Here is a 13977-nt window from a genome sequence, read left to right as displayed (position 1 = left end):
ACCTTGCACAGGTTGCTTTTACTTTGTTTAGTTTTGAGAGATTTTTTTTGTTCTCTCATTTTAATATGATGGGGCCTTAGCTCAGCTGGGAGAGCGCCTGCTTTGCACGCAGGAGGTCAGCGGTTCGATCCCGCTAGGCTCCATTTGCAATTCTTTTTTAGAGTTGCGCTTTGTTCTTTGAAAACTAGATAGTTGATTTTATAACAAACACAAATGTTAAGAAACAACACCGAGAAATAGAAAATTGAGAACAGTTTTGTTTTAAGACGAAACTCTCATCGCTATAATTACCCTTAACCGTCAGGTTAAGTGAATAAGGGCGCACGGTGGATGCCTTGGCACTAGGAGCCGATGAAGGACGGGACGAACACCGATATGCTTCGGGGAGCTGTAAGTAAGCTTTGATCCGGAGATTTCCGAATGGGGGAACCCATCACTTTTCATCAAGTGATATATCCATAGTGAATACATAGCTATGGATAAGGTAGACGTGGGGAACTGAAACATCTCAGTACCTGCAGGAAGAGAAAGCAAAATGCGATTCCCTGAGTAGCGGCGAGCGAAACGGGAAGAGGCCAAACCAGAAGGCTTGCCTTCTGGGGTTGTAGGACTGGCGACATGGACAAGCGAGAATAGCAGAAATAACTGGAAAGTTATGCGAGACAGGGTGAAAGCCCCGTATGCGACATTCAACCTTGCCTAGCCGGGATCCTGAGTACGGCGGAACACGAGAAATTCCGTCGGAATCCGGGAGGACCATCTCCCAAGCCTAAATACTCCCTAGTGACCGATAGTGAACCAGTACCGTGAGGGAAAGGTGAAAAGAACCCCGGAAGGGGAGTGAAACAGCACCTGAAACCGTGTGCTTACAAGTAGTCAGAGCCCGTTAATGGGTGATGGCGTACCTTTTGTAGAATGGACCGGCGAGTGACGATGTCATGCAAGGTTAAACCGAAGAGGTGGAGCCGCAGCGAAAGCGAGTCTGAATAGGGCGTAGAGTATGCCGTCGTCGACCCGAAACCAAGTGACCTACCCATGTCCAGGGTGAAGGTGCAGTGAAATGCACTGGAGGCCCGAACCCAAGTATGTTGAAAAATGCTGGGATGAGGTGTGGGTAGCGGAGAAATTCCAATCGAACTTGGAGATAGCTGGTTCTCTCCGAAATAGCTTTAGGGCTAGCCTCGGATAATATGCATCGTGGAGGTAGAGCGACTGTTTGGACTAGGGGCCCTTATCGGGTTACCGAATCCTGATAAACTCCGAATGCCACAGATGTAGATCCGGGAGTCACACTGCGAGTGATAAGATCCGTAGTGGAAAGGGAAACAGCCCAGACCGTCGGCTAAGGTCCCCAAATTCTTGTTAAGTGGAAAAGGATGTGGGGCTGCTTAGACAACTAGGATGTTGGCTTAGAAGCAGCCATCATTTAAAGAGTGCGTAATAGCTCACTAGTCGAGTGGCCCTGCGCCGAAAATGTACCGGGGCTAAACAAGATACCGAAGCCACGGATAGAACCAATGGTTCTATGGTAGGAGAGCGTTCTAAGGGCGTTGAAGCAAGATCGTGAGGACTTGTGGAGCGCTTAGAAGTGAGAATGCCGGTATGAGTAGCGAAAGACGGGTGAGAATCCCGTCCACCGAATGACTAAGGTTTCCTGGGGAAGGCTCGTCCGCCCAGGGTTAGTCGGGACCTAAGCTGAGGCCGAAAGGCGTAGGCGATGGACAACAGGTTGATATTCCTGTACCAGTCTGCTTTGTTTGAGCAATGGAGGGACGCAGGAGGCTAAGATGTGCACGCTGCTGGAATAGCGTGTCCAAGCAACAAGTCTGAGAAAGAGTCAAATGCTTTTTCTCTTAAGGACAAGTTGTGATGGGGAGGGAAATTAAGTACCGAAGTATCCGATGTCACACTGCCGAGAAAAGCTTCTAGTGAGAAGTAGGCTGCCCGTACCGCAAACCGACACAGGTAGTCGAGGAGAGAATCCTAAGGTGATCGAGAGAACTCTCGTTAAGGAACTCGGCAAAATGACCCCGTAACTTCGGGAGAAGGGGTGCTGACCAATTGGTCAGCCGCAGTGAATAGGCCCAAGCGACTGTTTACCAAAAACACAGGTCTCTGCTAATTCGTAAGAAGATGTATAGGGGCTGACACCTGCCCGGTGCTGGAAGGTTAAGAGGAAGGGTTAGCTTCGGCGAAGCTCTGAATTGAAGCCCCAGTAAACGGCGGCCGTAACTATAACGGTCCTAAGGTAGCGAAATTCCTTGTCGGGTAAGTTCCGACCCGCACGAAAGGTGTAACGATTTGGGCACTGTCTCAACGAGAGACTCGGTGAAATTATAGTACCTGTGAAAATGCAGGTTACCCGCGACAGGACGGAAAGACCCCATGGAGCTTTACTGTAGTTTGATATTGAGTGTCTGTACAGCTTGTACAGGATAGGTAGGAGCCTATGAAGCCAGGACGCCAGTCTTGGTGGAGGCGTTGGTGGGATACTACCCTCGCTGTATGGCCACTCTAACCCACGACCGTTAACCGGTCGGGAGACAGTGTCAGATGGGCAGTTTGACTGGGGCGGTCGCCTCCCAAAATGTAACGGAGGCGCCCAAAGGTTCCCTCAGAATGGTTGGAAATCATTCGTAGAGTGTAAAGGCAGAAGGGAGCTTGACTGCGAGACCTACAAGTCGAGCAGGGACGAAAGTCGGGCTTAGTGATCCGGTGGTACCATATGGAAGGGCCATCGCTCAACGGATAAAAGCTACCCTGGGGATAACAGGCTTATCTCCCCCAAGAGTTCACATCGACGGGGAGGTTTGGCACCTCGATGTCGGCTCATCGCATCCTGGGGCTGTAGTCGGTCCCAAGGGTTGGGCTGTTCGCCCATTAAAGCGGTACGCGAGCTGGGTTCAGAACGTCGTGAGACAGTTCGGTCCCTATCCGTCGCGGGCGTTGGAGATTTGAGAAGAGCTATCCTTAGTACGAGAGGACCGGGATGGACACACCGCTGGTGTACCAGTTGTCAAGCCATTGGCATCGCTGGGTAGCTATGTGTGGACGGGATAAACGCTGAAAGCATCTAAGCGTGAAGCCCCCTTCAAGATGAGATCTCCCATTCCTTTAAGGAAGTAAGACCCCTGAAAGATGATCAGGTAGATAGGCTGGAAGTGGAAGCATAGTGATATGTGGAGCGGACCAGTACTAATCGGTCGAGGACTTAACCACCAAAGGTGGTTTAAGGGTAAGATGCGGTGTTGTAGAAAACTTTGTGTGTACGTAAAATCAACTGTCTAGTTTTGAGAGAACAGAGTTCTCAAAAAAATAAAAAGAAGAGTCACTGTGCGGTGACGATGGCGGGAAGGACCCACCTGTTCCCATTCCGAACACAGCCGTTAAGCTTCCCAGCGCCGAGGATAGTGAAGGGTTTCCCTTTGTGAAAGCAGGACGTTGCCGTGCAGCTCTTTTTTTGATATAATGATTATATAATTATTCCGCAATAGCTCAGCTGGTAGAGCGCATGACTGTTAATCATGATGTCGCAGGTTCGAGCCCTGCTTGCGGAGTTATTTTTTTTGAAAATAATTAGCCGCTTTAGCTCAGCAGGTAGAGCGCATCCATGGTAAGGATGAGGTCGCCGGTTCAAACCCGGCAAGTGGCTTAAGATGGACGAGATCCCTGGATCTCGTCTTTTTATATTTACTAAAATAAATTAGAGAGTTTTATTGGAGTCATATCCTGCAAAGATCTGATCCAAGTATTATCCCTTGTAATAAATTTTTTATAGTATAAAATGAAAAAAAGTGTAACTATATAAATATGGTCAATCTTGAATGGCAACATAAGCTAGTTTTTTATAATGTAGATACTTATTTGGCTCTTCTGCTGATCGATCTTCGTGATTTTGTGAGAGATTGGGGGTCAAGACTTGATGCCATTCATTTAGTAGAAGAAAGGGAAAGTATTGCTATCATACGATTTCTACATAGAGATACTATAAGTCAGAAAGGAGTCTCTCCCATGTCTGTCATTATAAAAAGAAAAGCAATGATCTTTAGAGGCTTTACTAGATTAGAGATGAAACTGAATGGAAAAGCTATCGGCACTATAAGTAACGGCGAAAAAAGAGAGATAGATGTCCCGTATAAAAATTCATGCTTGCAGGTGACTCAGTTTGGCGGAAAAAGTAATGAACTGTCTGTAAGTGACGGAGATATGGTGCTTATCAGTACTGCGGCGTGGACGGGATGGGGACTTTTTCTCATTGCGATCATTGTTCCGATGATGGTCAACAGTTTGGACGGATTACCTCAAGTCAGTAGTGTCATGCTGACCTTTGTGATGTATCTTTCTGCATTTTGGCTGGTATATTCTTTTAAACTGACTAAGCTGACCGCTGTTAATGAACTAAAGAAGAGGTAGATCTTTAAGAATGAAGACTTACCTCTATTTCAGTATGATTAAGAGGAACCACGAAAATCATATAAGCTGTTTTTGAGCCACTAGAGTTGATTACTGCTCTATGGTTTTTTTATTATCTGATGGATAGATTGGTGTTTCTAGTAATCTCCCGATTCAACCTTAAACAGCTCGAAGGCGTATTATGTGGTGGGAAAGTTCAACTGTCCATGAAACCCTATCTTATTGAGTAACCTCATCCATTTAAATCAATTTAAGATGTCTAAATGCATTATACAGGCCATCATTAGCGACATCATCCGTCACGTGATCCGCCATTTCCTTGATTTCTCGGCTGCCATTTCCCATGGCAATACCAGTACCACAAACTTCCAGCATAGGGATATCGACGGCAGCATCACCAAATGCAATCGTATTTTTTTCAGATTCTCCCAGGTAATCCAAAAGTTCTGTGATTGCTGTTCGTTTATCGATATTATTTAAGGCAATGTCGCCAAAAAGAGCTGTTTCTCCCGCACCACCCCACGTTCCTACTTTAAATTCGCTGAAGAGGTGTTTTGCTTTCAAATAATCTTCATAAGAGTTCAAGATGAAGCTGATTTTATTGATGTCATCACGATAGGGAAGTTCTCCGAAAATCATATCTGGGAAGACATCTTTAACCTTGAGATGATCAGTCTGCTCTTGCCCTTTTTTTGCTGAATATAGCTGTATAGGTCTTTCAGCTTCCTCTTCCAACCTCTCACTGGCGAACAGTCCGGCGTTACTTTCAAGATAAAATTCCAGATTATTTTCATATAGCCAGTCTACGATCATTCGAGTATCTTTGGCCGACAGTTTTTTTTCAGCTATGACATTGTTATTACTTTCGATATAACTTCCATTTCCACCAATGTATCCATTGAATCCTATATCCAGGATTTTTTTATACATTTCAGCTTTACTTCTTCCTGTAACAGTGAAGACTTTATGACCGTTGGCTTGTGCGGCTTTAATCGCTCTGATGGCTGATTCAGGCAGTTCATTAGTGTAAGTCACTAATGTTCCGTCTACGTCTAAAAAAATATAGTGTGATTCCATAATTAATCTCCTTATATATCTGTTTATAGGTTTGTCACCTTACTATAATTAGCTCTGGTCAGACCAGTTGACATTCCATGAGCCACTGGTCACTTGATCCAAGTCAGCGATGAATTGGTCAAAATAGAAAAACCTGAATCAATAATTGTCTGACAAAAGAAACTGTCAAAACAACTACTGATTCAGGTTTTGCCTAGTCGAGCTAGTAACAATCCAGATGATTTATGTGAGTCTATAGTATCATATATCCTTATGAATAGATATGCATTCTTACTCTCATTTTTTTTCAGTATCATTATGATGGATTTTAGGTGCGTTCAGCAGAGGATACTTTATGATCGATTTTAGAAAAAACTCCTTCTGATACTTTCAGGTATTATCTATGCTAAACTAGTATTGAGATATCTTATATAGAAAGGGAACGGTAAGTATATGACGATTTTTGACGATATCAAGGAAGAAATCATGGCAGATCCAATGAATACCGGCTACACAGAACGAGGTGTCGAGCCGCTGTTTAAAGCTTCGAGAGATGCCAAAATAGCTATCGTCGGACAGGCGCCGGGCAGGAAAGCGGAAGAGACCCAGATGTTCTGGAATGATCCGAGTGGCGACCGTCTTAGAGAGTGGATGGGTATCTCAAGAGAGGTTTTTTATGATACGCATATCGTAGCCCATCTGCCTATGGATTTTTATTATCCGGGAAAAGCAAAGTCTGGTGATGTTCCTCCGCGCAAGGGATTTGCTGAAAAGTGGCACCCGATGATCCTTGAAAAAATGCCCCACATAGAGACGATCATCCTGGTTGGCAGTTATGCCCAGAAGCACTATTTAGGTAAGCTGAGAGAACGCAATCTAACTGAAACAGTGAAGAATTATAAGCAGTATCTGCCTAGCTATCTGCCCCTGGTGCATCCCTCACCGCTGAATCATGGCTGGTTGAAGCGTCACCCCTGGTTTGAAGAAGAAGTTGTACCTGTCCTTCAAAGAATCGTACACGAACACTTATAAAGTATTTGTATAGCAGCGTCAATAAAGAAAACATGCGGAGGAATAGAATCCCCCGCATGTTTTCTTTCTACGTATTGATTTATTGACCCATTATTTTTTAGGATCTCCTGATTTTTCTGCTTTTTTCTCTCTAACTGACTTCATCGCTTCAGCCCAGTAAGTCAACTGATAAAGCATCGTTTCTACAGCATCTTTTTGTGCATCACTTGGATTCAGACCCTCGTCATTCCAGTCATAAAATAATGAAAGAGCTGGGTGCGTGCGCACGTGGGCAACCTGGAATTCTGATAGTACTGTACGAAGCTGTTCTGCTGAACGTACGCCACCTGCCGAGCCATAGCTTACGATACCGGCTGCTTTATCGTTTAATTCGTTGTAAACGAAATCCAGGCCATTTTTTAAGGCTGAAGACATCCCGTGGTTGTATTCAGGGGTGACAAAAATATAGCCGTCTAAGCTGTCCAGTTTTTCTGACCAGGGGCGCTGCTTTTCTTTCTCTACGAGGTCATCAGTATAAGCAGGAGAGGCTGGTTCGGCAAAAACCGGCAGATCATATTTTTTCAGGTCCACTAACTCGAATTCCAGTTCCTGAGTATAATTTTCTGCTGTTTTTTTGACCCATTTTGCCACATCCTCATTCACACGGCCTTCACGAATACTTCCTAATATTATCCCTATTTTCATTTGATCATTCCTCCTCAGAATTTGTGTGACGATAGAATCGTCCTCTATTCAAGCATATCATATTTAACTATTTAGTCGAATGCGAAGCACTATTAGATGAGGATCTCTGCCGTGAAGTGACTGTCACACTATTTTCCTGCAGACAGGTTAATGAAACAAGATAAAGATCTGTGGCACTCATCATTTACTTGGTTCAAGAACTTAAAGTAAATTTAAATGTTTATTTTCAGTCCACGTGGTACACTTATATTAAATATACAAGGAGTGAATCTAATGGAATTTACAAAAGGGGACAATCGTTTCTATAAGGAGAAAGACGATAAACTGGTTGCAGAAATCACTTATATTCCAAGAGGCAACGATGTCGATGTCAATCATACATTCGTTGATCCGTCGCTCAGAGGCCAAGGTATAGCAGAGAAACTTGTCGATCGTGTCGTTGAAGAAATGGAAAAGGAAGGAAAGAAGATCATACCTTCTTGTCCATATGTGGGGAAATTGTTTGAACGCAAGCCTGAAAAGTATGGTCACATCCATGCGAAATGAGTTTTTTTTAATATAAAAACTTTTTTTTCTGAATAATATTGACAATTTGTTCTTTTCATTATAGAATATATCTTGTGCTTAAAAAGTACAAGATGTTTCGGCCCCTTGGTCAAGCGGTTAAGACACCGCCCTTTCACGGCGGTAACACGGGTTCGAATCCCGTAGGGGTCATAGCACTTTATTAGTAAAGTGTAATAGTGCCGGCTTAGCTCAGTAGGTAGAGCAACTGAATCGTAATCAGTGGGTCGAGGGTTCAATTCCTTTAGCCGGCATTGTTTATTTAATAGCGGAGGGATAGCGAAGTGGCCAAACGCAGCGGACTGTAAATCCGTTCCTTCGGGTTCGTAGGTTCAAATCCTACTCCCTCCATTTATTGGGCTATAGCCAAGCGGTAAGGCAGCAGGTTTTGATCCTGTCATTCCTAGGTTCGAATCCTAGTAGCCCAGTATATTGAAAAACTGTGCGGCAATCTGCTGCACAGTTTTTTTGTATAGTTTAAAAGGGCAGACAGTGATTGATGTGAATGAAAATGTCGGAAATCAATCGAATTCACTTCTTTATGCCGACTGTTTGTATGGTATACTTACACCGTATATGTTTAGATTTTGGAGGTGGCATAATGCCCATAGAATTTCTTAGAACGTTCGACTGGTCACGCCTACTGGCCTGGCGGACAGGAATCAATATTATCGATATTTTGATTGTTGCTTTCTTTATGTACCAGCTTATGAGAATAGTAAAAGGCACACGTGCTGTAGAACTTTTAAAAGGAATCGGAGTCATTTTACTGCTGAAATTAGTCAGTGTCCTGTTTCAGCTGAATACAACAGAATTTGTTGTCGACTTTGTCATTCAATGGTCTGCCCTGGCACTGATCATCATCTTTCAGCCTGAACTGAGACGTGGACTGGAACATCTTGGTAGAGGTTCGGTCTTTGGAAGAAAGAGAAAATCCAATCCGAGTGAACAGGTCGTGGATCATCTATCCCATGCGCTTCAATATATGGGGAAAAGACGTATTGGTGCCTTGATCTCAATTGAAATGGAAACGGGTCTGGATGAATACATTGAAACGGGTATCCCGATCAATGCAGACCTGTCCTCAGAATTGCTGATTAATATCTTTATACCGAACACGCCTTTGCACGACGGCGCTGTTATCATTAAAGACTTTAAGGTGGCTACAGCAGCAAGTTATCTACCGCTGTCAGAAAGTCCGGCTATTCCTAAGAAATTGGGGACACGACATCGTGCGGCAATCGGGCTGTCTGAGGTTTCCGATGCGATAACCCTGATCGTTTCAGAAGAAACGGGAGACATAAGCATTTCCCGCAGAGGGAACTTGATCAATGACATGACTCAGGAAGAAGTTGTTGATTACTTGAACAGAGAAATCGTTGAAACGGAGAAAGAAAAAGAAACAAAAGGACCTTTACAGCAATTTATAGAAGCTGTCAGAAAAGGGGTGTGGGGTAAATGAAAATGAATGTTGAAAATCCTTGGATTTCAAAACTCATTGCTTTATTCTTCGCCATCGTCCTGTTCTCATTTGTCGCGTATGAGAATGAATCGCGTAATCTTTCAACAAACCCGACAGATGGAGCCAGCATCACAAGTTCTGAAGTCATAACCAATTTACCTATAGATATCAACGTCGATCGTGATACTTATTTTGTTTCAGGTATTCCCGAAACAGCTACGATACGTTTAGAGGGGCCACAAGCCATTTTAACTCAGACCCTGGCCACACAGAACTTTACTGTTGAAACGCCTGATCTCGATGAATTGGGTCCGGGCAGTCATACGATCGAACTGGAAGTCGAAGGACTAAGCAATCAGCTGGAATATAGTGTGATGCCGGCAGAGGTCATGCTGGAGATCGAAGAGAAACGAGTAGAAGAATATGAAGTGAGAGTCGAGTTCAATGAATCAGCTCACTTGGAAGATGGCTATAGAGCTGAAGATCCGATATTGTCTACTGAAACAGTAACAATTTCAGGGGCATTGTCCACAATGGAGGAAATCAGTGATGTCATGGTCGTTGTCATGCCTGAAGGCGGCAGCATCACCGAGGATATCGAAACGACATTGAATGTCCTTGCACTCGATGAGACAGGTGATCCATTGAATGTCAACATTTCACCTCAGCAGATCGATGTTACGATTCCCGTGAGAGGGACGCAGCGGACCCTGCCGATCGTTCTTGAAGAGTCAGGCGTGCCGAATGAAGATTATGAGTATGCATTAGAAATAGCTCAGGGAGAACCTGAGAACGTGACGATTACTGGAGAATCTGATACTATAGAAGAGTTGAATAACTTTGTGATAGAAGTGGATGTATCAGGTGTAACAGAATCAACTATACGTACGATACCTTTGAATCTGCCTGAAGGGATCACAGAAACAGAACCTGAAGAATTAGACGTTCTGATTCGCGTGAATAAAGTAGAACCAGCAGAAACAGATAATGGAACAGAATAAATCAAACAGATGAATAACAATAATGTGAGGAGTTAATTTTACTATGGGAAAATATTTTGGAACCGATGGTGTACGAGGAGTAGCTAATAAAGAACTGACACCGGAAATAGCATTTAAACTGGGACGTTTTGGAGGATATGTCTTGTCACAACACTCAGATTCTGACAGACCGCGTGTTTTAGTAGGTAAAGATACACGCATTTCGGGTAAAATGCTGGAATACGCACTAATATCCGGTCTTTTATCTGTAGGTGTCGAAGTGCTGCGTCTAGGGGTCATCACGACACCGGGTGTCTCTTTCCTGACACGTCAGCAGGATGCTACGGCAGGAATCATGATTTCGGCCTCGCACAATCCTGTACAGGATAATGGCATAAAATTCTTCGGTTCGGACGGTTTCAAACTTTCTGATGAACAGGAAGCTGAAATCGAAGCTTATCTTGATGGAGATAGTGATGACCTGCCTCGTCCAAGTGCGGATGATTTAGGTACATCTGACGAGTACAAAGAAGGCCTTCAGAAATATATCCAATTCCTGACACAGACGATTTCTGGTGACTTATCCGGGATACATGTGGCTCTGGATGGCGCAAACGGTGCAGCCAGTCCATTATTGAACCGCTTGTTTGCCGATCTGGATACGGATTTTGATGTGATGGGCAATACGCCTAACGGCTTGAATATCAATGAAGGAGTCGGAAGTACTCATCCGGAATATTTATCTCAATTCGTAAAAGAAAAAGGTGCTGATGTCGGTCTGGCATTTGATGGCGACGGTGACCGCCTGATTGCTGTAGATGAGTTAGGTAATATCGTCGATGGCGATAAGATCATGTACATCTGCGGCAAATTCATGCATGAAGAAGGACGTTTGAAAAAGAATACGATCGTTTCAACTGTGATGAGCAACATTGGGTTCTATAAAGCACTGGAAACACATGATCTGGAATCGGTGAAAACAAAAGTGGGTGACCGCTTTGTTATGGAAGAAATGGTTAAAAACGGCTATAACTTAGGTGGCGAGCAGTCCGGACATGTTATTTTCCTGGACTATCATACAACAGGGGATGGCTTGCTGACTGGTGTGCAGCTGTTGCATGTGATGAAAGAAACAGGGAAAAAACTATCAGAACTGGCGGAGGAAGTGACGTCTTACCCTCAAAAACTGGTCAACATACCTGTCACGGATAAACATAATGTGATGTCGAATCCGGCAATCAGTAACGTGATCGATGAAGTTGAAAAGGAAATGGCCGGAAATGGTCGTGTCCTTGTTCGTCCGAGCGGGACTGAATCTTTACTCCGAGTGATGGCAGAAGCTCCAACACAGGAGGCCGTTTCTGAATATGTTGAACGCATCGCTAAAGTGGTAAGAGAAGAGTTAGGAACTAACGAAGCTTAATCATGAAAAAACTACAAACCCCGTCTAAAGGTGGTTTGTAGTTTTTTATGTGGGTTGTTTATCAGGTGTGGCTAGAACCAGACAAGTAAAAAGAACCAGCTGATCATAATGAATTGAATGAGGCCTTCTGCCACTTTCCCGCTCAGAAAACCGATGAGTGTACCGACAGCGGCGCGAAAAGCAGCGGATAGATCTTTATGCTGCCAATACTCGACGATGATGACGGCGATGAACGGAAGAGCCAGGATGCCGAATGGTGGATAGATAAAAGTACCGATGATCACGGAAACAGCTGCGACTCGTTCACCAAGTTTACTGCCGCCGAATCGTTTCACAGCCGCCGAATTGGTAAAGACATCGGCCAGCACAAGCACGGCAGTTAGGACAGCCATGGATATCCAAAAAAATGTCGTGAGCTCTGTGGAATTGATGAAGAAGTGATAAATTAGAAAACCTCCCCATACGGCAAAGACAGAGGGCAGGACCGGGAAAATCAGTCCGATAAAACTGACTATGAATAATGCCAAGACTAATATCCATAAAAGTATATTCAAAATGTAAGACTCCTTCTGATTGATTAAGATATATCCAGTATACTGGATAAACCAGTATTTGAAAAAAGTTTGAGCTGACATGTATGCGTCAAGTTTTTATCGGTAACCTTTAACTAATAGAATTAACAGAAATAATGTTGTGTTAATATTTTTAGGAAAATGCCCGGCCTAATTTCCCAATGAAGCTACTCACAGGGCCAAAGTTGGATATTTTCCCAGTTTGAACAGTGTGTGTGGTTGAACGAGGCTTTTTCAAAGCCTGACGGACTGCTCCCTTAAGATCTTCACCTAACGGTTCAACGATAGAATCAACTTCTGTGGTCAAAGCTTCTTCCAGAAGACTGTTTTGTTCTGCTGTTAGTAATGCTACGACATTAGCTACACCTGCTTTTGTCCAACTACGTCCCTGCCTTTTCGTCCGGTAACTATACACACGATGTCCAGTTTCACAAACGCCAGTCCCATCGGACAGGGGGAGGTCACGTTGTTTAAAGCTTTTGATGTATTCCCAATTTCTATACAAATATTTTTTTAATTTTTCAATTTGATCTTTACGTATTGCTTTGCTTTCTTCTGGTATGTCTATCAATCTGCTTTCAGCTGTTGCACAAACGGATTCCACTAATGACCAATCAAATTTTTTTACAGCTTTTATCATTAATCCTTCCATTTTTTTATCGAAAGATAAACGTTCTTTTACTTTTCGATGTACGTGGTAGGTATCTCTAAAATGTTCATGCCGATGACAATAGCCAACGATAGTGTCAAATTTATCTTTTTCATACCCGCTACCTCCATCGCTGTTTGTGATGACAAGTGTCTCTTTCAAGTCATAGACTTGATTTAAATAATGAGCAGCTTGCTTAAAAGCATCTTTACTAGAATCTAAACTTGAAAATGCCATCTTGTTTATAAGCGTATGTCTCTGCTTCTTTTTATCAATGCCTTCATGTACGATGACGCGATGAATGGTTGGAGAGTCGCCTTGCCTTCCTTTAACAAGCAAACCATCACCTTCAATATATAATGCTTTTACCTTCTTTCGCTTAGTCTTAGGAAGGTCTGATTTATAGTAATATTTAGACAGGTAGTGTTGAACCTTTTCTCCAACCTCTTGCGTTACACGGTGAATGGTAGAATGGCTAGCTGTCACAGAACTACTTATCAGAAGAGACTTTTTGGCCTGTCTATAAGGCATATTAGCCCCCAATTGAGCCATCACCTTTTGAGTGTTAGGAGAGTAGCGCTTATACTTTTGTAAGCCTAAGGCTTCATCCAAAGCGATGAAAGATAGTCTCCCTTCCTTTTTTAGTCGTCTCCGATAGTAAGTAATCTTACCAAATACAAATTGAACAGTTCGAGGTTCAATATTGTCTACATGCCAGCCTTTATGTTTATACTGCTGATAAAGTTCTTTATCTATTCTCTCTATGGCATGCTGCATTAACCATTCATTCCAACCTTGAAACCAAAGGTTTAAATTGTTTTCTATATCGATAACAGATTCTTCATTCTTCCAGAGTTCAACTATTTGTGATATTATATGATTCATAACGAGGCCTCTTTTCTACTGGTATGGTAACTACTAGATTAAAGGTCTCGTTTCTTTTTGTCTAGAAAACGAAATGATATCACTAACCGAGAACTATTTTACACTAACAGCTGACATCGATCCGCGTTCCTGTTTGATCGCTGTACCAGTTGAAGCCAGAAACTGATTGATTGAATAAAAAAGTTATTATAGAGATAATATGATATGATGTAAGTTCTAAAATGCATACTTAGATAGAAATAATACAACACTCGCAA

At 43.2% G+C, this 13977-nt stretch carries 10 protein-coding genes, 7 tRNA genes and 2 rRNA genes; 15 read left to right on the top strand and 4 right to left on the bottom strand.

All coding sequences use genetic code 11. The annotated features are described in order from the left end of the window. Positions 1-70 precede the first annotated feature (70 nt). The 6 genes from AB4027_RS10360 to AB4027_RS10335 all read left to right on the top strand — a co-directional run bounded on the left by AB4027_RS10360 (position 71) and on the right by AB4027_RS10335 (position 4413). Positions 71-143 (top strand) — tRNA-Ala (locus AB4027_RS10360). A gap of 160 nt (positions 144-303) precedes the next feature. Next, positions 304-3219, top strand: a 23S ribosomal RNA gene (locus tag AB4027_RS10355). 115 nt (positions 3220-3334) lie between these two features. Beyond that, positions 3335-3450: ribosomal RNA gene (gene rrf, locus AB4027_RS10350) — 5S ribosomal RNA — on the top strand. A 34-nt stretch (positions 3451-3484) separates the two neighbouring features. Next, a tRNA-Asn gene (locus tag AB4027_RS10345) sits at positions 3485-3557 on the top strand. Between the two features lie 22 nt (positions 3558-3579). Continuing rightward, positions 3580-3652, top strand: a tRNA-Thr gene (locus AB4027_RS10340). Between the two features lie 359 nt (positions 3653-4011). Then, the gene (locus AB4027_RS10335) at positions 4012-4413 is read left to right on the top strand and encodes a hypothetical protein (RefSeq protein WP_368645269.1); all 402 of its coding nucleotides are present in this window, start codon (positions 4012-4014) and stop codon (positions 4411-4413) included. Between the two features lie 240 nt (positions 4414-4653). Here AB4027_RS10335 and AB4027_RS10330 read toward each other — a convergent pair whose 3' ends face one another. Next, positions 4654-5490, bottom strand: a complete 837-nt coding sequence (locus tag AB4027_RS10330; protein WP_368645268.1) for a Cof-type HAD-IIB family hydrolase — start codon at positions 5488-5490, stop codon at positions 4654-4656. A 432-nt stretch (positions 5491-5922) separates the two neighbouring features. On the opposite strand from AB4027_RS10330, the gene AB4027_RS10325 reads away from it, so the two are divergent. Continuing rightward, on the top strand, positions 5923-6501 hold the full coding sequence (locus AB4027_RS10325) for a uracil-DNA glycosylase family protein (RefSeq protein WP_368645267.1): 579 nt from the start codon (positions 5923-5925) through the stop codon (positions 6499-6501). A gap of 90 nt (positions 6502-6591) precedes the next feature. Here the strand turns inward: AB4027_RS10325 and AB4027_RS10320 are convergent, their stop codons facing one another. Further along, positions 6592-7185: an NADPH-dependent FMN reductase gene (locus AB4027_RS10320; protein ID WP_368645266.1), complete on the bottom strand. Its 594-nt coding sequence runs from the start codon at positions 7183-7185 to the stop codon at positions 6592-6594. 273 nt (positions 7186-7458) lie between these two features. On the opposite strand from AB4027_RS10320, the gene AB4027_RS10315 reads away from it, so the two are divergent. The 8 genes from AB4027_RS10315 to glmM all read left to right on the top strand — a co-directional run bounded on the left by AB4027_RS10315 (position 7459) and on the right by glmM (position 11614). Beyond that, positions 7459-7731: a GNAT family N-acetyltransferase gene (locus AB4027_RS10315; RefSeq protein ID WP_368645265.1), complete on the top strand. Its 273-nt coding sequence runs from the start codon at positions 7459-7461 to the stop codon at positions 7729-7731. Positions 7732-7830: 99 nt separating this feature from the next. Continuing rightward, positions 7831-7902: transfer RNA gene (locus tag AB4027_RS10310), tRNA-Glu, on the top strand. A gap of 28 nt (positions 7903-7930) precedes the next feature. Then, positions 7931-8003: transfer RNA gene (locus AB4027_RS10305), tRNA-Thr, on the top strand. Positions 8004-8019: 16 nt separating this feature from the next. Beyond that, positions 8020-8100: transfer RNA gene (locus AB4027_RS10300), tRNA-Tyr, on the top strand. 5 nt (positions 8101-8105) lie between these two features. Next, positions 8106-8177: transfer RNA gene (locus tag AB4027_RS10295), tRNA-Gln, on the top strand. Between the two features lie 173 nt (positions 8178-8350). Continuing rightward, entirely contained in the window at positions 8351-9211 is an 861-nt protein-coding gene (gene cdaA, locus AB4027_RS10290) for a diadenylate cyclase CdaA (RefSeq protein ID WP_091488586.1), read from the top strand. Further along, complete coding sequence (locus AB4027_RS10285) at positions 9208-10212, top strand: YbbR-like domain-containing protein (RefSeq protein WP_368645264.1); 1005 nt, start codon at positions 9208-9210, stop codon at positions 10210-10212. Before cdaA ends, AB4027_RS10285 begins: the two co-directional genes overlap by 4 nt. Positions 10213-10255: 43 nt before the next feature. Next, positions 10256-11614, top strand: coding sequence for a phosphoglucosamine mutase (gene glmM, locus AB4027_RS10280; protein WP_368645263.1), 1359 nt, complete (start codon positions 10256-10258; stop codon positions 11612-11614). Between the two features lie 71 nt (positions 11615-11685). Here the strand turns inward: glmM and AB4027_RS10275 are convergent, their stop codons facing one another. After that, a complete protein-coding gene (locus AB4027_RS10275; protein WP_218142355.1) occupies positions 11686-12168 on the bottom strand; it encodes a DUF456 domain-containing protein in 483 nt (160 codons plus the stop codon). A 151-nt stretch (positions 12169-12319) separates the two neighbouring features. Further along, positions 12320-13720 carry an ISLre2 family transposase gene (locus tag AB4027_RS10270; protein WP_368645262.1) on the bottom strand — a complete coding sequence of 467 codons (1401 nt, stop codon included), beginning with the start codon at positions 13718-13720 and terminating at the stop codon, positions 12320-12322. Positions 13721-13977: the final 257 nt, after the last annotated feature.

The sequence above is a fragment of the Alkalibacterium putridalgicola genome (assembly GCF_040959045.1).
GTDB classification, from domain to species: Bacteria; Bacillota; Bacilli; order Lactobacillales; family Carnobacteriaceae_A; genus Alkalibacterium; species Alkalibacterium putridalgicola.
The sequence above is the reverse complement of the archived record's forward strand: the minus strand, read 5'-3'. Positions and strand labels throughout refer to the sequence as shown.

Excerpts from the sequence above, each read along its gene's own strand:
- AB4027_RS10335 (WP_368645269.1), top strand. The coding sequence starts at position 4,012 with ATGTCTGTCATTATAAAAAGAAAAGCAATGATCTTTAGAGGCTTTACT.
- AB4027_RS10330 (WP_368645268.1), bottom strand. The coding sequence starts at position 5,490 with ATGGAATCACACTATATTTTTTTAGACGTAGACGGAACATTAGTGACT.
- AB4027_RS10325 (WP_368645267.1), top strand. The coding sequence starts at position 5,923 with ATGACGATTTTTGACGATATCAAGGAAGAAATCATGGCAGATCCAATG.
- AB4027_RS10320 (WP_368645266.1), bottom strand. The coding sequence starts at position 7,185 with ATGAAAATAGGGATAATATTAGGAAGTATTCGTGAAGGCCGTGTGAAT.
- AB4027_RS10315 (WP_368645265.1), top strand. The coding sequence starts at position 7,459 with ATGGAATTTACAAAAGGGGACAATCGTTTCTATAAGGAGAAAGACGAT.
- cdaA (WP_091488586.1), top strand. The coding sequence starts at position 8,351 with ATGCCCATAGAATTTCTTAGAACGTTCGACTGGTCACGCCTACTGGCC.
- AB4027_RS10285 (WP_368645264.1), top strand. The coding sequence starts at position 9,208 with ATGAAAATGAATGTTGAAAATCCTTGGATTTCAAAACTCATTGCTTTA.
- glmM (WP_368645263.1), top strand. The coding sequence starts at position 10,256 with ATGGGAAAATATTTTGGAACCGATGGTGTACGAGGAGTAGCTAATAAA.
- AB4027_RS10270 (WP_368645262.1), bottom strand. The coding sequence starts at position 13,720 with ATGAATCATATAATATCACAAATAGTTGAACTCTGGAAGAATGAAGAA.